The organism is Pseudomonas rhodesiae (assembly GCF_007858255.1).
Classification (GTDB): domain Bacteria; phylum Pseudomonadota; class Gammaproteobacteria; order Pseudomonadales; family Pseudomonadaceae; genus Aquipseudomonas; species Aquipseudomonas rhodesiae.
This window is the reverse complement of record NZ_VFEU01000001.1, coordinates 97,426-117,850: the sequence shown is the minus strand read 5'-3', so window position 1 is coordinate 117,850 and position 20,425 is coordinate 97,426. Positions and strand designations below refer to the sequence as shown.

Here is a 20,425-nt window from a genome sequence, read left to right as displayed (position 1 = left end):
TGTCGCCCGCCTCTATGCTTCGCGCCTTGATTACCCTTGCTCTTGTCTGCCTGCTCCAACCGGCGTTTGCCGACGAGCGCGCACAAACCCAACAACAGTTGGACGCTACGCGTCAGGACATTGCCGAGCTGAAGAAGCTGCTTGGCAAACTCCAGGAAGAAAAATCCGGAGTGCAAAAGGACCTGCGCGGTACAGAAACCGAAATGGGCAAGCTGGAGAAGCAAGTCCAGGAGTTGCAAAAAGAACTAAAGAAGAGCGAGTCGGAACTGGAGCGACTCGACGCTGAGAAAAAAAAACTCCAGAGCGCACGCGTTGAACAGCAACGCCTGATCGCGATCCAGGCCCGCGCCGCTTACCAGAGCGGCCGCCAGGAGTACCTCAAGCTGCTGCTCAACCAGCAAAACCCGGAAAAATTCGCGCGCACCCTTACCTATTACGATTACCTGAGCAAGGCCCGTCTGGAGCAATTGAAGAGCTTCAACGAGACCCTGCGCCAGTTGGTGAACGTGGAGCAGGAAATCGCCAACCAGCAGTCTCAGCTGGAGGACCAGAAAAGCAGCCTCAATGCCCAGCGCGACGAACTGGACAAGGTTCGCAAGGAACGCCAACTGGCGCTGGCCAAGCTCAACGACGACGTAAAAGCCCGCGATGCCAAGTTGCAGGCCCGCGAGCAGGACCAGGCCGACCTGGCCAAAGTACTAAAGACCATCGAAGAGACCCTGGCCCGCCAGGCGCGCGAGGCCGAAGAAGCGCGGCAAAAAGCGCTGATCGCCCAGCAGGAAGCGGAAAAAAAGCGTCAGCGCGAAGCTGAACTGGCGGCCACCACCGACGCTCCGGCACCGCGCAAACCGGCACATACAGCGCCGGGGCCACTGGTTTCCAGCGCCGGCGAGTCCTTCGGCGGCCCCTTTGCTTCGGCGCGAGGCAAACTTCCATGGCCAGTTGATGGTCGACTATTGGCACGCTTTGGGGAAACCCGTGGCGATGACACCCGCGCCAAATGGGACGGGGTGATGATCAGCGCCGCCGCCGGCAGCCCGGTCCACGCCGTACACGGCGGGCGCGTGGTGTTTGCCGATTGGTTGCGCGGCGCCGGATTGTTGGTGATTCTCGACCACGGCAATGGCTATTTGAGCCTTTACGGCCACAATCAGACATTACTCAAGTCGGCAGGTGATGTTGTAAAAGCCGGTGAGTCCATCTCCACTGTCGGTAACAGTGGCGGCCAGGACACCCCGGCGCTGTACTTCGCTATTCGTCAGCAGGGTCGCCCGAGCGATCCCGCACAATGGTGCAGAACCCAAGGATAAGGGTCGCATCTACATTAGGAGTTCGTTCGACATGCTGCATTTGTCCCGCCTCACTTCGCTGGCCCTGACGATCGCTCTGGTGATCGGCGCGCCTCTGGCTTTGGCCGACCAGGCCGCTCCGGCTGCACCCGCCGCCACCGCCGCGACCACCAAGGCGCCGTTGCCGCTGGATGAGCTGCGCACGTTCGCCGAGGTCATGGACCGGATCAAGGCAGCCTATGTCGAACCCGTGGACGACAAGACCCTGCTGGAAAATGCCATCAAGGGCATGCTCAGCAACCTCGACCCACATTCCGCCTACCTGGGCCCGGAAGATTTCGCCGAGCTGCAGGAGAGCACCAGCGGTGAATTCGGTGGCCTGGGCATCGAGGTCGGCTCCGAAGACGGCAATATCAAAGTGGTCTCGCCGATCGACGACACCCCTGCTTCCAAGGCCGGCATCCAGGCTGGCGACTTTATCGTCAAGATCAACGGTCAGCCGACCCGCGGCCAGAGCATGACCGAAGCCGTCGACAAGATGCGCGGCAAGATCGGCCAGAAAATCACCCTGACCTTGGTGCGCGATGGCGGTAACCCGTTCGACGTGACGCTGACCCGCGCGACCATCACGGTCAAGAGCGTGAAGAGCCAGTTGCTGGAGTCGGGCTACGGCTACATCCGCATCACCCAGTTCCAGGTCAAGACCGGCGACGAAGTAGCCAAGGCCCTGGCCAAGCTGCGCAAGGACAATGGCAAGAAACTCAACGGCATTGTGCTCGACCTGCGCAATAACCCAGGCGGCGTCTTGCAGTCGGCGGTGGAAGTGGTGGACCACTTCATCACCAAAGGGTTGATCGTGTACACCAAGGGCCGTATCGCCAACTCCGAGCTGCGCTTCTCGGCCACCGGTAATGACCTCAGCGAGAACGTGCCATTGGCCGTGCTGATCAACGGCGGCAGTGCCTCGGCCTCGGAGATCGTCGCCGGCGCTCTGCAAGACCAGAAGCGCGGCGTGCTGATGGGCACCACCAGCTTCGGCAAAGGCTCGGTACAGACCGTGCTGCCGCTGAACAATGAGCGCGCCCTGAAGATCACCACCGCGCTGTACTACACGCCGAACGGCCGTTCGATCCAGGCCCAGGGCATCGTGCCGGACATCGAAGTGCGCAAAGCCAAGATCACCAACGAGATCGACAGCGAGTACTACAAAGAGGCTGACCTGCAAGGTCACCTGGGCAATGGCAACGGCGGCGCCGATCAGCCGACCGGCAGCGGCGCCAAAGCCAAGCCGATGCCCCAGGACGATGATTACCAACTGGCCCAGGCGCTGAGCCTGCTCAAGGGCTTGAGCATCACGCGCAGCCGTTGATATGCGTTTTGCCCTGATCATCGCCGTGCTGTGCAGCCTGGCAGGCGTCGCCCATGCGACGCCTGCCAGCGAGACACACAAAGCCTACCTGACCCTCATCATCGACGACCTCGGGCAGAACCTGCCCAGGGATCGTCGCGTGCTGGCCCTGCCCGGCCCCGTGACCACCGCGATCATGCCCGACACACCCCACGCCGCCGAATTCGCCCGCGAAGCGCACAAGGCCGGCAAGATCGTGATCCTGCACATGCCCATGGACCCGGCCACGGGCCCGTTCGCCTGGCACCCGGAGCTACCGATCGAAGAACTCGGCAAACGCTTGGAGGCTGCGTTCGACGCTGTGCCGTTTACCGCTGGCATCAATAACCACATGGGCAGCCGCATGACCGCCCAACCGCAGGCCATGGCCTGGTTGATGGGTGAATTGCAACGGCGCCACAAGTTCTTCGTCGACAGTCGCACCAGCGCACAAACCGTGGCCGCCGCCGAAGCACAGAAAATCGGCCTGGCCAGTGTCTCGCGGGATGTGTTTCTCGACGACGAACGCACCGAAGCGGCCATCACCACGCAGTTGCAAACCGCGATCAAGCTCGCTCACAAACAGGGCTCGGCGGTGATGATCGGCCACCCTTATCCACAGACCCTGGCGGTGCTGGAACGTGAGCTGCCCAAGCTCAAGGCTCAGGGCGTCGAGTGGATCGATATCAAGTCGATGATCAGCGTGCGTAGCAACCGTGCAATGGCAGGCCACGGTCGAGACGGCACTTACCGGCCGGCCCCTAGATAACTACAGCTCGTCGCGCATCCCGGTCCTGAATAGTGAACCCTCCGTTCACTCTTCAAGGGCATTTCATGAACACCATCAGCGTGGTTATTTCGGGGCTGCTGCTCGGTAGCCTCAGCGGCTTGCTGTATGCCGCACCCAAGGATTTCGGCGACGGCCTGGTCAACCACCACTCAGCCCGTTTGCTGAGCAATGCGCAGCATCAGCACGATCATTGGAGCGGCGTGGGTCGCATCAGAAACGAAAACCAAACCCTCTGCACCGCCAGCCTACTGGACACTCGCAGCGCCGAAGGCATATCCGGGCCGGCCTATGTGCTGACCAGCACTCACTGCCTGCATCGCCTCAACGGCGCCGTGCAACGGGACCTGCCGATCAAGGGCAGTATCAGCTTCAATTACTTTGACGACACCCTCGAAACCATCAAGACCTTTCCCCTCAAAACCTTGAAGTGGGGCAGCAGCCAAGGTGTGGACTTGGCGATCATTGAGTTGCAGGCGTCACTGGTCGACTTAATTAAAGCCGGCATCACCCCGCTGAAGCTGGCCAGCCAAGTCCCGGCTACGGGGGATGACATTCTCGCCTTGGCTGCGCCGGAGTGGGACACCTTGCATCTATCCGCTTGCAGTCAACAGGTCTCACAGGAGTTGGTGGAGCAACCGTTCGTATGGCGCGTCACCATGAAGAACCAATGCAAGAACATCGGCCTCGGCGGTTTCGGCGGGCCCTTGCTCGATCGCGCCACCAATACCCTGTTCGGCGTCCTTAGCACCAGCACCGCCGGCCAGCCCGAGGAGCGCAAATGCCAACGCGACGCCCCCTGTGAAATCCAGAATGGCATGCCCCTCTGGCACCCGGATACCAACTACGGCAGCCCGGTGACCTTTCTGAATACGTGTTTCGTCGACGGCATGCTCAAGGCCGACGACGAACACTGCGAGCTATACCCGACCACGTCCATTACGTTCAGGAACCCTGAGCCTATCCAGCAATACTTCTTGAAAAAAACCGGCAGCCGACAGCAGAACATCGTGCCGCGGTGGAACCTGGCGTTCACCGTCAACACACCGTTCTATCGATACAAAACCACTCGCCGCGCGATTGATTGCGAAAACCCGGCGTCCTACAGCGCGCCCATCAGCGCGGCAGACGCCTTTGTGAAGGACCCCATCGGACCGCAAACCGGCATGCACATGTTGTGTATCGTCGGCGTGAGTTCCGCCGATCAGCGGACCACCCATGGCATGATGAGAAACGCCCTGACCCTGGCGGTAGAACTAGCCGAACCTGGGCCGGCACGCACACCCAACCTGACAATCAGCTTGGATAAACAAGGTTCGGCGGCCTACACGGTTATCTGGAACCTGGCCCCTCCCTTTATGAGTCGCTACACCTACAAATATGGTCCGGCCGCCACCACCGACTGCCTGCGGCCTGTTGATTACCACAACATCCCTGAACCCGTTCCGGCTGAAGACGATGACATCATCGATCTGTTCTACGCCCCCAATGACGCTTCCGATGGTTCTCAGGAAAAGTACGCTCAGCTCATCAATGCCTGGAGCACGCCGTACAAGATCTGCACCTATGCGTTTGACCAGGCGGATCAGCCGTCGACCCTGCGCGTGGACCTGCTCAAGCCACGCTAATTACCCAACCACAAAACGGGTAAGGCAATCTCCAAGTGGAATAACAAAGGCCAACACCGCAGGCAGGTGTAGCTAGAGGTAACGCCCCATGATTTCGCTGACCACGCCGTCCTTGCGCAACTGATCCAGTGCAGCTTGCAGCTTGGCGACGACGGCATCGGGCACGTCTTTATTCAAGGCCAGGTACAGCTGAGCACTGTTAAAACGCAGCACCGTCTTGAGCCCTGTCACCCCCACTTGACGCGCCAGGTAGCGCCCAGCCGGATCACCGGTGGCCCAGAGGTCGATCTGGCCCTCCAGCAGTTTTTGCGCGTTGTCTTGATCCCGTAGCACCACTACGGGGTTGAGACCTTGCTTCTCCAGGGTCTCGGCAATGGCATCGCCTTTGTAGGCACCGATCTTGTAGCGCCGAGCCTGCCCCAGTTCGTCCAGCTGAATCTTGCTGTCTGCCTTTGCCAGTAGCACCCAGTCATCCGGGCCGATGGGGCCGACCCATTTGAACAACGCTTCGCGGTCCGGCAGACGCGCCATCACAAACACACCGTAACCAGGATTTTCCAGGGCGAGTTTGTAGATCCGCTCCCAAGGAAAACGCAGGGTGAGGTTGTAGGAAATGCCCGCGCGCTTGAAGGTCTCGCGCACGATTTCCACGGCGATGCCTTCGATGTTCTCGTCCTTGGCGAAGTTCTTGCCGTTTTTCGCCATGTTGTAAGGCGGGAAATTTTCCGTGAGCAACACCAGGGAGGTGCCAGGCGCCTCTTCGGCGTAGGCCGAACCGGCCAACAGGGCGCAAGTACTGGCGAGGGTGAGCAGCAGGTGTTTGAACATGAAGGTTACCGAAATCCATGGCAAGCGCAGAGAGTGCCGCGCGCCTGCCATGGTGTCCAGCAACGTTTAGCGAACGACGATACCGCGTGCCGCCATGTAGGCCTTGGCCTCAGGGACGGTGTATTCGCCGAAGTGAAAAATACTCGCCGCCAGCACCGCGCTGGCGTGGCCTTCGATGACGCCATCGGCCAGGTGCTGCAGGTTGCCAACGCCGCCGGAGGCGATCACCGGAATACCCAGCGCATCGCTGATGGCACGGGTCACGCCCAGGTCGAAGCCGTTTTTCATGCCGTCCTGATCCATGCTGGTGAGCAGGATTTCACCGGCGCCCAGGCCTTCCATTTTCATCGCCCACTCCACCGCGTCCAGCCCGGTGGGCTTGCGGCCGCCGTGGGTGAAGATCTCCCAGCGCGGGGTTTCGCCGGGGCCGGAGACCTTCTTGGCGTCGATGGCCACCACGATGCATTGCGAGCCGAAGTGCTGCGCGGCTTCGCCGACGAATTCCGGGTTGAACACCGCCGCGGTGTTGATCGACACCTTGTCCGCGCCGGCATTGAGCAGGTTGCGGATGTCTTGCACGGTGCGCACGCCGCCGCCCACGGTGAGCGGGATAAACACCTGACTGGCCATGCGTTCGACGGTATGCAGGGTAGTATCGCGGCCGTCGACGCTGGCGGTGATATCGAGAAAAGTAATCTCGTCGGCACCTTGCTCATCGTAGCGACGGGCGATTTCCACCGGGTCGCCGGCGTCACGGATGTTCTCGAACTTGACGCCCTTGACCACGCGACCGTTGTCGACGTCCAGGCAAGGGATGATGCGCTTGGCTAAAGCCATGGGCTTATCTCCGATAAGAGTTGCAAGCTTTGAGCTATAAGCTGCAAGTAGAAGCAGATCTGCTTTTACTTGCAGCTTGCAGCTTACGACTTGGAGCTGGCCGCGTAGCCATCACAAAAAGCTTGAGCTTCAGCCACGTCCAGCGTGCCCTCATAGATCGCACGGCCGGTGATCGCGCCGATGATGCCGGGGGCCTTGGCGTCCAGCAGCGACTTGATATCGTCCAGGTTGTGAATGCCGCCCGAAGCGATCACCGGGATGCGCGTGGCCGCAGCCAATGCGGCGGTGAACGGCACGTTGCAGCCCTGCATCATGCCGTCTTTGGCGATGTCGGTGTACACGATGGCGGATACGCCGTCGGCTTCAAACTGTTTGGCCAGGTCGATCACCTGCACGGTGCTGATTTCCGCCCAGCCGTCGGTGGCGACGAAACCGTCCTTGGCATCCAGGCCCACGATCACTTTGCCGGGAAACGCGCGGCAGGCTTCGGCAACGAAGGCCGGGTCTTTCACGGCCTTGGTGCCGATGATCACGTAGCTCACGCCGGCTTTGACGTAATGCTCGATGGTTTCCAGGGAGCGGATGCCGCCGCCAATCTGGATCGGCAGGTTCGGGTAGCGCTTGGCGATCGCAGTAACCACTTCACCATTGACCGGCTGGCCCTCGAAGGCGCCATTCAGGTCCACCAGATGCAGACGACGGCAGCCCCCTTCCACCCATTTGGCAGCCATGCTGACCGGGTCATCGGAGAACACGGTGGAGTCTTCCATACGGCCTTGACGCAGACGTACGCAGGCGCCGTCCTTGAGATCGATAGCGGGGATAATTAGCATGCTTTTCCTTCGTCAAAGAGCTGCAAGCTGCAAGCTATAAGCTGCAAGCAAGCACGCGTATCAATTCTTGCAGCCTGGGCTTGAAGCTTTCAGCTGCTCTTTTCAAGCGACCACAGGTCACTTTCGATGCTTTCGAACCTTTCTTTAAGGAGCGTCTGCGTATCGAAAATCGCCCTGTTGTAATAGTGCGGTGCCACTTCGTTAGTGAACAACTCAAGGATCTCGGCGACCTCGAACGAGCCCAACTTGAGCTCGAAGCGATCCTCCATGAAGCGCTTGATCTTGACGGTAGCCTCACTCTCCTGCTCGGGAGTGAGGGTCAAGATCGGCGGCTTCGGCTTCCTGGCCATCTACCAGCGTCCATCCCAGGCGGCGAAGTTCTGCAGCAATTGCAGGCCATGGGTATGGCTTTTCTCCGGGTGGAACTGCACGGCAAAACGCGAACCTTCGGCCAGCGCCGCAGCGAAGTCGACGCCGTAGTGCCCGCCACCCACTACCTGACGCGGGTTACCGGCGGCAATGTAGTAGCTATGCACGAAGTAAAAGCGCGCCATGTCGGGGATGTCGTGCCACAGCGGATGGTCCACGGTCTGGCTGACTTGGTTCCAGCCCATGTGCGGAACCTTGAGATGGGCACCGTCTTCGTGCAGGTCTTTGCCGAAGAACTTCACCTGGCCAGGAAACAGACCGATGCAGTCGACGCCGTCGTTCTCTTCGCTGCGTTCGAGCAAGGCTTGCATGCCCACACAGATGCCGAGGAACGGCCGGTCCTGGCTGACTTCGCGCACCAGGCTGTCAAAGCCCAGGCGGCGGATCTCGGCCATGCAATCGCGAATCGCACCGACGCCGGGGAACACCACCCGGTCGGCCTCGCGAATAACTTTGGCATCGCTGGTGATCAGCACCTTGCCGGCACCTACATGTTCGAGGGCCTTGGCCACCGAGTGCAGGTTACCCATGCCGTAATCGATAACCGCGACCGTCTGCATTACAGAACGCCCTTGGTCGATGGCATTTGCCCAGCCATGCGCTCGTCCAGCTCCACGGCCATGCGCAGGGCGCGGCCGAAAGCCTTGAACACGGTTTCGATCTGGTGGTGGGTGTTGGTGCCGCGCAGGTTGTCGATGTGCAGGCTGACCAGGGCGTGGTTGACGAAACCCTGGAAGAATTCCTGGAACAGGTCGACGTCGAAGCCACCTACGGTGGCGCGGGTGTAGGGCACGTGCATCTGCAGGCCCGGGCGGCCGGAGAAGTCGATGACTACGCGCGACAGCGCTTCGTCCAGCGGCACATAGGCATGGCCGTAGCGACGGATACCTTTCTTATCGCCGATGGCCTTGGCAAACGCCTGGCCGAGGGTGATGCCGACGTCTTCCACGGTGTGGTGGTCGTCGATGTGCAGGTCGCCCTTGCAGACGATATCCAGGTCGATCAGCCCGTGCCGGGCGATCTGGTCCAGCATGTGCTCAAGAAAAGGTACACCGATATCAAATCGGGCCTTTCCGGTGCCATCCAGGTTGATCGAGGCTTTGATCTGGGTTTCCAGAGTGTCGCGCTCGACGGACGCCATACGTTCGGCCATCACCAGCTCCGCAAAATCATTGGGCGAAAAAGGCAGCCATTATAGGGGCGCGGGCGCTAAACAGAAACATCGAAGGGGATAAGACTGATGGAGTGTCTGTGTTAGACATGTGCAGACAAGCGGGCGCCCCAGAATGGGGCGCTGAAGGGATGTCTTCTGATGAGAATGTGGGAGCTGGCTGCCCGCAATGCAACTACTCTGGGGTCATTCAACTGACCGCAGCGATGCCATCGCGGGCGAGCCCGGCTCCCACAGGAACCGAGCTCCCTCATAAAGGTGTCAGTGGAACAGTACTGCGGTCTTCTGCAGGGTCACCCACACACCCCACGCCAGCGGAATACCTACCACCAGCCACGCAGCGATAGCCAATGGCTTGCTACCGGCGGACGCTTTCCACTCCAGCACAGTACTGGCATCAGCACCTTTGTCATGGCCCAGCGCCTGTTCGGCGGCCAGTTCGGCGTCGGTCATGAAGTACTTGTCGGCCACAGGGCGAACCAGCAGGTTGCAGATAAAGCCCAGTACCAGCAGGCCGGCGAGAATGTACAAGGTGATGTCATAGGCCGCGGCACGCTCGACGCCGATGCTCAGTTGATATTCACGCAGGTAGTTCACCAGCACCGGGCCGAGCACACCGGCCGCCGCCCAGGCGGTCAGCAGACGACCGTGGATCGCGCCGACCATTTGGGTGCCGAACAAGTCGGCCAGGTATGCCGGCACGGTGGCAAAACCACCGCCGTACATCGATAGGATGATGCAGAACGCCGCCACGAACAGCGATACGTTGCCCAGATGCCCCAGGTTCGGGATCAGCGCGTACAGGGCGAAACCCAGAGCGAAGAACACGAAGTAGGTGTTTTTACGGCCCAGGTAGTCGGAAAACGACGCCCAGAAGAACCGGCCACCAATGTTGAACAGGCTCAACAGACCGGTGAAGCCCGCAGCGATGGCCGCGATGGAAGCCAGTTGCCCGGCATCCAGCTGACCGAAGGGCACATCCACGCCCAGCAGCTTGCCGCCGAACACTTCCTGCAGCAGCGGCGATGCCATGCCGAGGATGCCGATACCCGCCGAAACGTTCAGGCACAGCACCAGCCACACCAAACGGAATTGCGGGGTTTTCCACGCCACGTTCACGTGTACGTGACGGTGGGTGATCATCGCGTTGCTGGCTTTTTTCGCCGGCGCGGTCCAGCCCTCAGGCTTCCAACCGGTCGGCGGAACGCGGTAGGACAGCGCGCCACCGATCATGAACACGAAATAGATCGCAGCCATCACCAGGAAGCTCTGCCATACGCCCACGCTGGTGGGCGAAGCGAAATGGCCCATCAGTGCCGCAGCCAGCGGCGCACCGACCATCGCGCCGCCGCCGAAGCCCATGATCGCCATGCCGGTGGCCATGCCGCGCTTGTCTGGGAACCACTTGATCAAGGTCGAGACGGGCGAAATATACCCCAGGCCCAGGCCGATACCGCCGATGACGCCCGAACCGATCCACATCAACCAGATCTGGTGGGTATAAATCCCCAACGCCGAGATCAGCAGGCCGCCGCACCAGCACAGCGCCGATACCACACCAGCCTTGCGCGGTCCGGCGTGCTCAAGCCAGCCGCCCCAGATCGCTGCCGAGCAGCCCAGGAAGATAAAGAACAGGGTGTAGATCCAGCCCAGCATCGAGATAGGCCAGTCGCATTGGGACGAGAAGACTTGGGCGATGAAGCTCATGTCCGGCGCGCAGGCAACCGGTGCGGTGATACCCAGCGCCTTGGACAGCGGCAACCAGAACACCGAGAAACCGTAGGCCATGCCGATGCACAGGTGAATGGCCAGGGCGGCCGGCGGAACCAGCCAGCGGTTGAACCCGGGCTTGGCGATAATGCGCTCCTTGGACAGGAACGCGGGCTGTGCGGCTGTAGAAGCGGCCGCAGTGCGAGTGCTCATTGGTGTTTCCCCCAGTTATTGGTATGCGTCCGTCAGGCGCGCTTCCCCCATCGGCCTTGCACGCAAAGCGTGGCCGTTTTATTGAGTGAAACTCCATTTTGGCGCGACGATACGTCGCAGAAGGCAGACGAACGCGCAGAGATTAGCATCTAAAAGCGCGAGAAAAACCAAAATGCCATCACCTTTTTAAGGAATTTCGGTTTGTTTGACGTCAAAAACCTGTTCTTGCGGCCATGGATACAATGTAACGATCGATGAACTGACGCAGGCCGTCGGGCGTTATACTCTTCGGCTTATTTTTGAAATCGACATACAAGGACTCGCCCATGAAAGCGTTCGGCAAAATCCTGGGTCTGGTACTTCTCGGGCTGTTGCTGATCATTGTGGCTCTCGGCTTTGCCCTGACCCACCTCTTCGATCCCAACGACTACAAAGAAGAGATTCGCCAGATTGCCCGCGACAAGGCCCACATCGAGCTGACGCTCAATGGCGACATCGGCTGGAGCCTGTTCCCCTGGCTTGGCCTGGAACTGCACGAAGCCAGCGTGGCGACCCTGACCAACCCGACCCAACCGTTCGCCGACCTGCAGATGCTTGGCCTGTCGGTGCGCGTGCTGCCGCTGCTGCGCCGCGAAGTACAGATGAGCGACGTGCGCGTCGAGGGCTTGAACCTGCGCCTGAACCGCAACAAGCAAGGCCACGGCAACTGGGAAGACATCGGCAAGAACGTCCCCGACCCCGCCGAGGCTACCGCCAGTGCGCCCACGCCGGCGCAGCCACCTGCTGAGGTCAAACCGGAAAAACCGGCCCAACCCATCCGCCTGGACATCGACAGCCTGACCATCAACAACGCCCGGGTCGAATACAACGACGAGCAGACCGGCAAGCAGTTCAGCGCCGAAAGCATCCAGTTGAGCGCCGGCGCCATTCATGAAGGCGCCAGCATCCCGGTCAAGCTCACCGCATTCTTCGGCAGCAACCAGCCAGTGATGCGTCTCAAGACCGAACTGACGGGCAACCTGCGCATCCAGCGCGCCCTCAAGCGCTACCAGTTCGAAGACATGCGTATCAGCGGCGAAGCCACCGGCGAACCGCTGCAAGGCAAGACCGTGACCTTCTCCACCCAAGGCCAACTGCTGGTGGATCAAGCGGCCAACATCGCCGAATGGACCAATTTGAAACTGTCGGCCAACCAGCTGCGCGCGCTGGGCGAATTGAAAGTCAACGACCTAGATAAGACTCCACAGCTCAGCGGCGCGTTGTCGATCGCTCAGTTTGACCTGGCCAAGTTCCTCGACAGCGTGGGCAACCCGCTGCCGCCGATGGCCGAAGGCAGCCTGAGCAAAGTCGAACTGGTCAGCCGCCTCAAGGGCACGCCCACCAGCCTGGCCTTGGAAGACCTGAACCTGAAACTCGACGGCAGCACCTTCACCGGTCGCGTCGCCGTGGACGACTTCGCCAAGCAGTCGCTGCGTGTCCAACTCAAGGGCGACACCTTCAACGCCGACAATTACCTGCCGGCCAAATCCGAATCCGCCAAAGGCGCCAGCGCCGCACGCCAGGCCGAAGTCCAGAACAGCGAAGCCGGCGCGATGGCCGCCGGCGGCACCACACCACTGCCGGAGGCTCCGACCAAAGGCGCCTGGAGCACCGACAAACTGCTGCCGCTGACGCGCCTGCGCACCCTCGACGTCAATGCCGACCTCGCCTTCGGCCAACTGACCCTGAGCAAGCTGCCGATCCAGAATGCAGTGCTCAAAGCATCTGGCATCGATGGCCAGCTCAAGCTCGAAACCTTGAGTGGCGGGCTTTATAACGGCTCCTTCCAGGCCAACGGCAATCTGGATGTACGCCAGGACATTCCGGTACTGGCGCTGCAAAGCCGCATCAAGCAAGTGCCTGTCGAACGCATCCTGCAAGCCCAGGGGCAAACGCCGCCGGTCAAAGGCCAGGTGACGCTCGACAGCAACCTCACCGGTCGCGGCAACAGCCAGAAAGCTCTGATCGACAGCCTCAACGGTACCGCCAGCTTTGTGATCAACAACGGTGTGCTGCTCAACGCCAACCTTGAGCAACAACTGTGCACCGGCATCGCCTTGCTCAATCGCAAAACCTTGAGCGGCGAACAACGCGGCAAGGACACGCCTTTCCAGGAACTCAAAGGCAACCTGACCTTCCGTAATGGCGTGGCCAACAATCCGGACCTGAAAGTGCGCATCCCGGGCCTGACGGTCAATGGCAACGGCGATGTTGACCTGCGGGTACTGGGCATGGACTACCGCGTGGGCATCATTGTCGAAGGCGACCAGCGCGAAGTGCCGGACCCGGCCTGCGAGGTGGGTGCCAACTTCCAGGGCATCGAAATACCGCTGCGCTGCCGTGGCCCGCTGGAGCTGGGCGCCAAGGCCTGTCGCCTGGACAAGGACGGCCTCGGTCAGGTCGCTATCAAGGCCGCCGGCAACCGTCTCAACGAGAAGCTCGAAGAGAAACTCGACAAGGTCAACCCGCAACTCAAAGACGCGCTCAAAGGCCTGTTCAAACGATGAGAGACGAGCAGTTTTCAACGGCGGTGCTGGATTGGTACGACCGCCACGGTCGCCATGACCTGCCCTGGCAACAGGGCATCACGCCCTACCGGGTGTGGGTCTCGGAGATCATGTTGCAGCAGACCCAAGTGAGCACCGTGCTCAATTACTTCGACCGGTTCATGGCGTCCCTGCCAACGGTCGAAGCCCTGGCCGCCGCACCGGAAGACGAGGTGCTGCACCTGTGGACCGGCCTGGGTTACTACACCCGCGCACGCAACCTGCAAAAAACCGCGAAAATCGTGGTCGCCGAGTACGGCGGCGAGTTTCCGCGGAGCGTGGAAAAACTCACCGAGCTACCCGGCATCGGCCTGTCCACCGCCGGAGCGATCGCCAGCCTGAGCATGGGCCTGCGTGCACCGATCCTCGACGGCAACGTCAAGCGCGTGCTGGCACGGTTTACCGCGCAAGAGGGCTACCCAGGCGAACCCAAGGTGGCCAAGCAACTGTGGGCCACCGCCGAACGCTTCACGCCCCAAGACCGGGTCAACGCCTACACCCAGGCCATGATGGACATGGGCGCTACCCTCTGCACCCGCAGCAAACCCAGCTGCCTGTTGTGCCCGCTGGAAAAAAGCTGCGAAGCGCACATGCTTGGCCTGGAGACGCGCTACCCGATCCCGAAGCCACGCAAGAGCATTCCGCAGAAGCGTACGTTGATGCCGATGCTGGCCAATGCCGAGGGCGCGATTCTGCTTTACCGTCGCCCGTCCACCGGCCTGTGGGGCGGCCTGTGGAGCCTTCCGGAACTGGACGAGCTGCAAGATCTGGAACACCTCGCCCACCAGCATGCCCTTGAGCTGGGCACGCAACAGGAACTGCCGGGGCTGATCCACACCTTCAGCCACTTCCAACTGGCCATCGAACCCTGGTTGGTCCAAGTGCAGGAATCCGCCCATCACGTGGCCGAGGCCGACTGGCTCTGGTATAACCTCGCCACCCCGCCGCGCCTGGGCCTCGCCGCCCCGGTGAAAAAACTGCTCAAACGCGCGGCCGATGTATTGAACGCAGGAGAGTCGTCATGACCCGCACCGTAATGTGCCGCAAGTACAAAGAACAATTGCCCGCCCTGGAACGCCCTCCTTATCCGGGCGCCAAGGGCCAGGACATCTACGAAAACGTCTCCGCCAAGGCCTGGGCCGATTGGCAGAAACACCAGACCCTGCTGATCAACGAAAAACGCCTGAACATGATGAACGCCGAAGACCGCAAATACCTGCAAGGCGAAATGGATAAGTTCTTTTCCGGCGAGGATTACGCCAAGGCCGAAGGCTACGTACCACCTGCTCAATAACTGATCAAAAACCGGGGTCGGAACGTAAGCGACGGTAATAATTAAATATTTTTTGAAAACTTGCTTGACGACCCCCTGAAAAACCCGTTTAATGCGCCCCGTTGCCCAGATAGCTCAGTCGGTAGAGCAGGGGATTGAAAATCCCCGTGTCGGCGGTTCGATTCCGTCTCTGGGCACCACTCATTAGTTTCAGGTGGTGCACATATCATCTGAAACACATAAGAAACCCGCCTAGTGCGGGTTTTTTATTGCCTGGGATTTGACGCCCCCAGGCCTGTTCGAAGCAACGAACCGTTCCATTAGCCCCACTCCTTCGAGGCTTTCCCGCGAGACAAAAAACTCACCTCACTCCAGCAAAAACACCATCAGCGGATTGTCATTCAACCGCCCATTGAACGCCGGAGCCAGATGCTCCAACGGTGTTTGCTTCAACAGCGCGGTTTCCTTGCGCGCGACGATCACCCAGGCCGGACGCGGTAACGTGGCCAGGCGCTGCACTTGATCACGACCGACAAACAGCGGCTCTTCATCGTGATCCAGGTTCATCATGTAGCGCACCGCCCAGGTGTCCCGCCCTAGATTGACGAACACCAACGGCCCCGGACGCGCGGCACGCAACGCCTCGACCTGGCCGACAAAATGGCGTGTATCGAATTGCAGATCTTTAGCCGGCTCCACCACGCTCACCAGCAGTAACCATTGCCCCAGCAACGCAATCAGACTGAGCCATACCAGGCGCAGCGGCCGACGCCAGCTGATCAGCGCGACCACTTGCAGCACCAGCAGCGCGCCGATCAGCAACGGCAATGAGACGTCTGGCCAGTAGCCGTGCTTCTGCCATGTGTGTCGACACACAAACACCACAACCACACACAAGGTCGGCAGCGCCGCGACAAGCACCTCATAGCAGCGGCGCACACCGATCAGCCAGCCTTGCGCCTGGAGTAGCCCGTAGGCGGCGACAGCGGCGAACATCGGTACCATCGGCAGGATGTAATACGCCCGCTTGAAGTGCGGCACCGACAACCCGAGCAGGATCATCAAACCGCAGGCGCCCAATCGCACCACGAGCTGCATATCATCATTCGCCCATCGCGCAGACCAGCGATGACGCAACGCAAACAACGTTGCCAGCGCCAGGGGCACCACGGGGAAGTAGCGGTACAAACTCAGCTGAAAATAAAAATAGAACGGCTCGCCGCTCTCATCCAGGCGCCCACCCACCTGCATCCTGAATACCTCGGCGGCAAACCCATCGCCCCCACTCAAGCGTGCGAGCTTCATCAGCAGCCACCAGCACATCGCCAGCAGTATCAATCCGATGACCCCATGGACGAGCACCTGCCTGACCCGCTCGCCCGGTTTGCCCAACGCCCAATACACGCACACCACACCGCAGACCTCGATCAACCCCAGCGGCCCGCGTATCGCAAAGCCCAGCACGAATAGCGGGAAGACCGCCAGTTGCCTGAATCGTGAACCCAAGCGCTCCCCCGTGTGCAGCAGATAGAAACTACCTACACACAGCAACGCCACCATCTGATCCAGACATACCGAACGGGACTTTTCGAGCAATTGAGTGGTAAGCAATGTCAGCAGCACACTGAGCAGCCCCCACTGACGACTCGTAGGGGCCAGCAAGCGATACATCAGCGCTACGATACCGGCGGAAGCCAGCGCCGTGGGCAGTACGTTGGCCAAGTGATTGGGCGCGCCGAACAGACGGGCAAACAGGTAACTGAAGAAGGTCGCGGTGCCAGGATAGTCCGCGTAAGGCTGGCCGTACGTCGTAGGAAAAAGACTGGCGCCGTGGCGATACATTTCTTGCAGGAACAGCGCCCAGCGCCCGTCAAATCCCTGTGGCTGCTGGTCCCAGATGCCCAGCGTAAACAGCATCAGGGCGAACAGAAAAATGCCCAGGGACTCCAGGCGAAAGCGGTTGCGGTGGTCCATCGTTTGACCTGTCAGGTAGAAAGCGCCGACCTATGGTGCCGGTCGCCCTGCTGAATAGCGCCTGAACAACCCTCAATATTTCACCCTTCAGCGCCCGCCACGCCATACCAGTGCGGGCACCAGGCGTACGTAGATCAATTCGCCGACCAGCTCCACCAGGGTTTGCAGGATGACCGCCGTCGCGGCCAGCCCACGCATCTCCTCGGGCAATGCCAACGCCAGCGGCAGCACCACCAGCGAATTGCGCGTCGACGCGCTGAACGTCACCGCCCGCGCGGGCGCACTCGGCAGCGCGAACAGCCGCGCGGCCAAGGCGCCCGTCAGCGGCGCCAGCAACAGGAAACCTACATAGGCCGGAATGACCGGCAGCAACAGGCTGAAATCGCGCACTACCGACGTGATCTGCGAACCGATCACCACAAATAGCACCAGCGCCATCGCCGGCACCGGCAGCCAGGCCCAAGCCGCGTTCCAAGCGCCGACGGCTGCCGACCTGCGCGCCACAAACGTGGTCGCCACCGCCGCCAACATCGGCACCACAATCAGCAGCACAAATGCCTGCACAAACGGCTGCGCGCCAATCACCACACCGGATTGCGCCCCCAGCATCAGCCCCAAGTACAGCGGCAACAGCAGCAACTGCAGCAACAGCAGCACCGGCGTCGCCGCGAGCATCAAGCGTGAATCGCCTTTACCGATATGGGTAAACACCACCACGTAATCGATGCACGGCGTCAGCAACACCAGCAACGCCCCCACCAGCAGCGCCGGACGCTCCGCCAAGCCAAGGGTCAGCCCCCACGCCAGCAAGGGCACCAGGATGAAATTAGCCAGCAGCAAGGCCGCCATAAAGCGCTTGTGGCTCAAGCCTTCGCGCAGGTCCAGAAACGGAATTTGCAGGAACATCGCGTACATCAGCACCGCGATGGCCGGTGTGATCCACACACCCAGGCCGTGCCCCCACGAAGGCGCAAGCAGGCCGAAGCCGACAGCCAGGAGGACGGTGATGAAGTAGATAGGGATCTGGTGATGTTCGAGGGTGTCGCGGGTCATGGAAACGCCCTGGTGGAACGCAAAAGCGCAAGCCTAAGCATCTACTGGCGTGATTACCAGGCGAGCGGCTGGAACGGCGAGAACATGTCAGCCAATTAATGGCGGATACCCTTGGGATTTGCGCCAACCTGCGCTTCAATACCCAACCCAGATCCTGACCCCAAGGACGTGAGCCCATGGCCTCGCCGAACAAGCAGCAAAAACGTGCCCACCGGGCCAAGGCCAAGGCCAAGCAGAACCGCGCCCAGCGCGCGGTCGCGACTAAGCCGGATGCGTTCGCCGGCGATGACAGCCGTATCGATTTGGAGTCGGTGGATTTAACAGAGCTGTTCGTGGAGATGCGCGTTGCCGGCGAGATCAGTCAGCAAGCGCTGTGCGCCGCATTCCTGGCCCACCCGCTGCTCGCGCTGGTACTTGAGCAGGAAGGCGAAGAAGAGGCTACCGACTTTATCCTGGCGGCACTGATCGAATATCGGCAGTGGGCCACGGACAGCGACGATGAAGCCGCCGCATTGGCGTGGATCGAATCGCCGCAGTTTCAAGCGGACTACGTTGCCGCCTCCCAAGCCCTTACCAACTCGCAAGACTGACAAAAAATGGGAGGGGCCTGTCCCCTCCCAACATTGGAATGGCGGTCAGTTAAGCACCGCCGCCCCTACTCTCTGAGCCTTGCGCCGGCTCGACACCATCAACCCCGCCGCCACTACCAGCAGGCTCAGGATGCCCGTCGCGATGATCTCCACGCGATGCGCTTCCTGGAACAGCATGATGGTCAACGTCCCCACGATGAACACCATCACCGCGTAGGTCAGGCCGGGGAACAGCCACATCTTGAAGACAATCTTCTCGCCCGCCGCCGTGCGTTTCTGACGCATGCGCAGTTGCGACACCGCGATCACCAGATACACCAGCAGTGCGATTGCACCGGAGCTGGCCAGCAGGAATTCGAACACTGCCGCCGGGGCCACGTAGTTGGCGAACACCGCCAGGAACGCTGCGCCAGTGGACAGCATCACCGCCCAGTAAGGCGTGCCGCTTTTGTTGGTGCGCTTGGACACAGCCGGGGCATCGCCGCGACGCCCGAGGGAAAACAGCATGCGCGACGCGGTGTACAGCGCCGAGTTCAAGCAGCTGGTCACGGCCACCAGGACCACCAGGTCGACGATCAGCTTGGCATTCGGAATGCCCATGCGTTCCAGCACGGTCTGGTAGGAACCTACCGCCGCCAGGGTCGGATCATTCCATGGCACCAGGGAGACGACGATGAAAATCGACAACAGGTAGAACAAGCCGATACGCCAGATCACCGAATTGGTGGCCTTGGTGATCTGCTGGCCTGGGTTCTTCGACTCGGCCGCGGCGATGGTGACGATTTCGGTGCCCATAAACGAGAACATGGTGGTCAGGATCGCAGCCAACACTGCGCCCATGCCGTTCGGCATAAAGCCTTGGGTGTCGAACAGGTGCGAAACGCCGCTGACCTGACTGGTCGGCAGGAAACCGAAAATCGCCGCCAGGCCGAGGATCACAAACCCAACGATGGCCACAACTTTGATCAGCGCGAACCAGAACTCGAACTCGCCGTAGTTCTTCACACTGAACAGGTTGGTGGCGGTCAGCAGCAGTGTGATCACCAGCGTGAACACCCAGATCGCCACATCGGGGAACCAGGCATGCAGGATAGTGGCGGCCGCGTTGGCTTCCAATGGAATCACCAGCACCCAGAACCACCAGTACAGCCAGCCGATGGTAAAGCCGGCCCAGTGGCCAATCGCACGGTCGGCGTAAGTGGAGAACGAACCGGTATCCGGTGAAGCCACCGCCATTTCGGCCAGCATGCGCATCACCAGCACCACCAACGTACCCGCAGCGGCATAAGCCAGCAGCACCGCAGGGCCGGCAGCAGCGATCGCATGGCCGGAGCCGACAAACAGACCGGCGCCGATAACACCGGCAATCGACAGCATGGTGACGTGACGCGGTTTGAGCCCCTGTTCGAGGTCATTGGAGCTTTGCGTACTACTCATTGACACACCTTTGCGAGGAATTGCGAAAACGGTCCGCCCGACCTGGGATCCTCCTCGTGAAAAGAAACCAACAGGGCGTTCTTTATTTTTTACGCAAGATTTGCGCCAAAATGTTACAGAGCCGCGATTGACGCGGGCTGTAGGACTTTTCCACAGCGCACGCAAGTCATTGAGAACAATGGCATTCCGCTATAGCGTTACCGTGCGACTCACTATTCAGGCCGATACGCGCACCAAAAACACACACACAAAATAAGTAACGCCCCATAAAAGCGCCGATAGCGACCGTTTGCCCGTTTAACCCTTCCAACACCTGGCCAAAGCTGGCACCATCGCGCCCTTTTTGACGCGAAGCCTGCGGCTTTCCGGGTTCAAACGCTTGTTCGGTTGTTGACGGCGCG

The 20,425-nt window shown here is 60.6% G+C and carries 18 protein-coding genes and 1 tRNA gene; 9 read left to right on the top strand and 10 right to left on the bottom strand.

The annotated features are described in order from the left end of the window. Positions 1-14: 14 nt before the first annotated feature. The 4 genes from FIV35_RS00490 to FIV35_RS00475 all read left to right on the top strand — a co-directional run bounded on the left by FIV35_RS00490 (position 15) and on the right by FIV35_RS00475 (position 5,091). Complete coding sequence (locus FIV35_RS00490; protein ID WP_034136535.1) at positions 15-1,310, top strand: murein hydrolase activator EnvC family protein; 1,296 nt, start codon at positions 15-17, stop codon at positions 1,308-1,310. Between the two features lie 31 nt (positions 1,311-1,341). Continuing rightward, positions 1,342-2,658, top strand: coding sequence for a S41 family peptidase (locus FIV35_RS00485; protein ID WP_034095441.1), 1,317 nt, complete (start codon positions 1,342-1,344; stop codon positions 2,656-2,658). Position 2,659: 1 nt separating this feature from the next. After that, positions 2,660-3,445 carry a divergent polysaccharide deacetylase family protein gene (locus FIV35_RS00480; protein WP_034136534.1) on the top strand — a complete coding sequence of 262 codons (786 nt, stop codon included), beginning with the start codon at positions 2,660-2,662 and terminating at the stop codon, positions 3,443-3,445. A 65-nt stretch (positions 3,446-3,510) separates the two neighbouring features. After that, entirely contained in the window at positions 3,511-5,091 is a 1,581-nt protein-coding gene (locus FIV35_RS00475; RefSeq protein ID WP_034136533.1) for a hypothetical protein, read from the top strand. A 72-nt stretch (positions 5,092-5,163) separates the two neighbouring features. On the opposite strand, the gene FIV35_RS00470 is transcribed toward FIV35_RS00475, so the two are convergent. The 7 genes from FIV35_RS00470 to FIV35_RS00440 form a co-directional block, all read right to left on the bottom strand. Beyond that, complete coding sequence (locus tag FIV35_RS00470) at positions 5,164-5,919, bottom strand: substrate-binding periplasmic protein (protein WP_034136532.1); 756 nt, start codon at positions 5,917-5,919, stop codon at positions 5,164-5,166. A 66-nt stretch (positions 5,920-5,985) separates the two neighbouring features. Next, a complete protein-coding gene (gene hisF / locus FIV35_RS00465; RefSeq protein ID WP_003171107.1) occupies positions 5,986-6,756 on the bottom strand; it encodes an imidazole glycerol phosphate synthase subunit HisF in 771 nt (256 codons plus the stop codon). 83 nt (positions 6,757-6,839) lie between these two features. Next, positions 6,840-7,589 carry a 1-(5-phosphoribosyl)-5-[(5-phosphoribosylamino)methylideneamino]imidazole-4-carboxamide isomerase gene (gene hisA / locus FIV35_RS00460; RefSeq protein ID WP_034136531.1) on the bottom strand — a complete coding sequence of 250 codons (750 nt, stop codon included), beginning with the start codon at positions 7,587-7,589 and terminating at the stop codon, positions 6,840-6,842. Between the two features lie 89 nt (positions 7,590-7,678). Further along, positions 7,679-7,939 carry a DUF2164 domain-containing protein gene (locus FIV35_RS00455; RefSeq protein WP_034136530.1) on the bottom strand — a complete coding sequence of 87 codons (261 nt, stop codon included), beginning with the start codon at positions 7,937-7,939 and terminating at the stop codon, positions 7,679-7,681. Further along, a complete protein-coding gene (hisH, locus tag FIV35_RS00450; protein WP_034095435.1) occupies positions 7,940-8,578 on the bottom strand; it encodes an imidazole glycerol phosphate synthase subunit HisH in 639 nt (212 codons plus the stop codon). Beyond that, positions 8,578-9,171, bottom strand: a complete 594-nt coding sequence (gene hisB, locus FIV35_RS00445) for an imidazoleglycerol-phosphate dehydratase HisB (RefSeq protein WP_034095434.1) — start codon at positions 9,169-9,171, stop codon at positions 8,578-8,580. The genes hisH and hisB overlap by 1 nt, the downstream gene beginning before the upstream one ends. Positions 9,172-9,450: 279 nt before the next feature. Then, positions 9,451-11,112, bottom strand: a complete 1,662-nt coding sequence (locus FIV35_RS00440) for an OFA family MFS transporter (protein ID WP_034136529.1) — start codon at positions 11,110-11,112, stop codon at positions 9,451-9,453. Positions 11,113-11,438: 326 nt separating this feature from the next. On the opposite strand from FIV35_RS00440, the gene FIV35_RS00435 reads away from it, so the two are divergent. From FIV35_RS00435 to FIV35_RS00420, 4 genes are all read left to right on the top strand, one after another. Then, positions 11,439-13,658 (top strand): AsmA family protein, encoded by a 2,220-nt coding sequence (locus FIV35_RS00435; RefSeq protein ID WP_034136528.1) that lies wholly within the window; start codon positions 11,439-11,441, stop codon positions 13,656-13,658. Then, positions 13,655-14,722 (top strand): A/G-specific adenine glycosylase, encoded by a 1,068-nt coding sequence (mutY, locus tag FIV35_RS00430; RefSeq protein ID WP_034136527.1) that lies wholly within the window; start codon positions 13,655-13,657, stop codon positions 14,720-14,722. Before FIV35_RS00435 ends, mutY begins: the two co-directional genes overlap by 4 nt. Next, positions 14,719-14,991: an oxidative damage protection protein gene (locus tag FIV35_RS00425; RefSeq protein ID WP_034095430.1), complete on the top strand. Its 273-nt coding sequence runs from the start codon at positions 14,719-14,721 to the stop codon at positions 14,989-14,991. The genes mutY and FIV35_RS00425 overlap by 4 nt, the downstream gene beginning before the upstream one ends. A 103-nt stretch (positions 14,992-15,094) precedes the next feature. Continuing rightward, positions 15,095-15,170: transfer RNA gene (locus FIV35_RS00420), tRNA-Phe, on the top strand. A gap of 166 nt (positions 15,171-15,336) precedes the next feature. On the opposite strand, the gene FIV35_RS00415 is transcribed toward FIV35_RS00420, so the two are convergent. Next, positions 15,337-16,944 carry an ArnT family glycosyltransferase gene (locus FIV35_RS00415; RefSeq protein WP_034136526.1) on the bottom strand — a complete coding sequence of 536 codons (1,608 nt, stop codon included), beginning with the start codon at positions 16,942-16,944 and terminating at the stop codon, positions 15,337-15,339. An 87-nt stretch (positions 16,945-17,031) separates the two neighbouring features. Then, complete coding sequence (locus tag FIV35_RS00410; protein WP_034136525.1) at positions 17,032-17,997, bottom strand: arsenic resistance protein; 966 nt, start codon at positions 17,995-17,997, stop codon at positions 17,032-17,034. Between the two features lie 176 nt (positions 17,998-18,173). Here FIV35_RS00410 and FIV35_RS00405 point away from each other — a divergent pair, with 176 nt between their 5' ends. Beyond that, on the top strand, positions 18,174-18,587 hold the full coding sequence (locus tag FIV35_RS00405; RefSeq protein WP_034136524.1) for a hypothetical protein: 414 nt from the start codon (positions 18,174-18,176) through the stop codon (positions 18,585-18,587). A 45-nt stretch (positions 18,588-18,632) separates the two neighbouring features. Here the strand turns inward: FIV35_RS00405 and gabP are convergent, their stop codons facing one another. After that, complete coding sequence (gene gabP / locus FIV35_RS00400) at positions 18,633-20,024, bottom strand: GABA permease (protein WP_034136523.1); 1,392 nt, start codon at positions 20,022-20,024, stop codon at positions 18,633-18,635. Positions 20,025-20,425: the final 401 nt, after the last annotated feature.

Bases quoted from the DNA above. Each gene is read 5' to 3' on its own strand.
- FIV35_RS00410 (WP_034136525.1), bottom strand. From the start codon at position 17,997: ATGACCCGCGACACCCTCGAACATCACCAGATCCCTATCTACTTCATC.
- FIV35_RS00455 (WP_034136530.1), bottom strand. From the start codon at position 7,939: ATGGCCAGGAAGCCGAAGCCGCCGATCTTGACCCTCACTCCCGAGCAG.
- FIV35_RS00440 (WP_034136529.1), bottom strand. From the start codon at position 11,112: ATGAGCACTCGCACTGCGGCCGCTTCTACAGCCGCACAGCCCGCGTTC.
- FIV35_RS00485 (WP_034095441.1), top strand. From the start codon at position 1,342: ATGCTGCATTTGTCCCGCCTCACTTCGCTGGCCCTGACGATCGCTCTG.
- hisB (WP_034095434.1), bottom strand. From the start codon at position 9,171: ATGGCCGAACGTATGGCGTCCGTCGAGCGCGACACTCTGGAAACCCAG.
- FIV35_RS00490 (WP_034136535.1), top strand. From the start codon at position 15: ATGCTTCGCGCCTTGATTACCCTTGCTCTTGTCTGCCTGCTCCAACCG.
- FIV35_RS00475 (WP_034136533.1), top strand. From the start codon at position 3,511: ATGAACACCATCAGCGTGGTTATTTCGGGGCTGCTGCTCGGTAGCCTC.
- FIV35_RS00415 (WP_034136526.1), bottom strand. From the start codon at position 16,944: ATGGACCACCGCAACCGCTTTCGCCTGGAGTCCCTGGGCATTTTTCTG.
- FIV35_RS00470 (WP_034136532.1), bottom strand. From the start codon at position 5,919: ATGTTCAAACACCTGCTGCTCACCCTCGCCAGTACTTGCGCCCTGTTG.
- FIV35_RS00405 (WP_034136524.1), top strand. From the start codon at position 18,174: ATGGCCTCGCCGAACAAGCAGCAAAAACGTGCCCACCGGGCCAAGGCC.
- gabP (WP_034136523.1), bottom strand. From the start codon at position 20,024: ATGAGTAGTACGCAAAGCTCCAATGACCTCGAACAGGGGCTCAAACCG.
- FIV35_RS00425 (WP_034095430.1), top strand. From the start codon at position 14,719: ATGACCCGCACCGTAATGTGCCGCAAGTACAAAGAACAATTGCCCGCC.
- hisF (WP_003171107.1), bottom strand. From the start codon at position 6,756: ATGGCTTTAGCCAAGCGCATCATCCCTTGCCTGGACGTCGACAACGGT.
- FIV35_RS00480 (WP_034136534.1), top strand. From the start codon at position 2,660: ATGCGTTTTGCCCTGATCATCGCCGTGCTGTGCAGCCTGGCAGGCGTC.
- mutY (WP_034136527.1), top strand. From the start codon at position 13,655: ATGAGAGACGAGCAGTTTTCAACGGCGGTGCTGGATTGGTACGACCGC.
- hisA (WP_034136531.1), bottom strand. From the start codon at position 7,589: ATGCTAATTATCCCCGCTATCGATCTCAAGGACGGCGCCTGCGTACGT.
- hisH (WP_034095435.1), bottom strand. From the start codon at position 8,578: ATGCAGACGGTCGCGGTTATCGATTACGGCATGGGTAACCTGCACTCG.
- FIV35_RS00435 (WP_034136528.1), top strand. From the start codon at position 11,439: ATGAAAGCGTTCGGCAAAATCCTGGGTCTGGTACTTCTCGGGCTGTTG.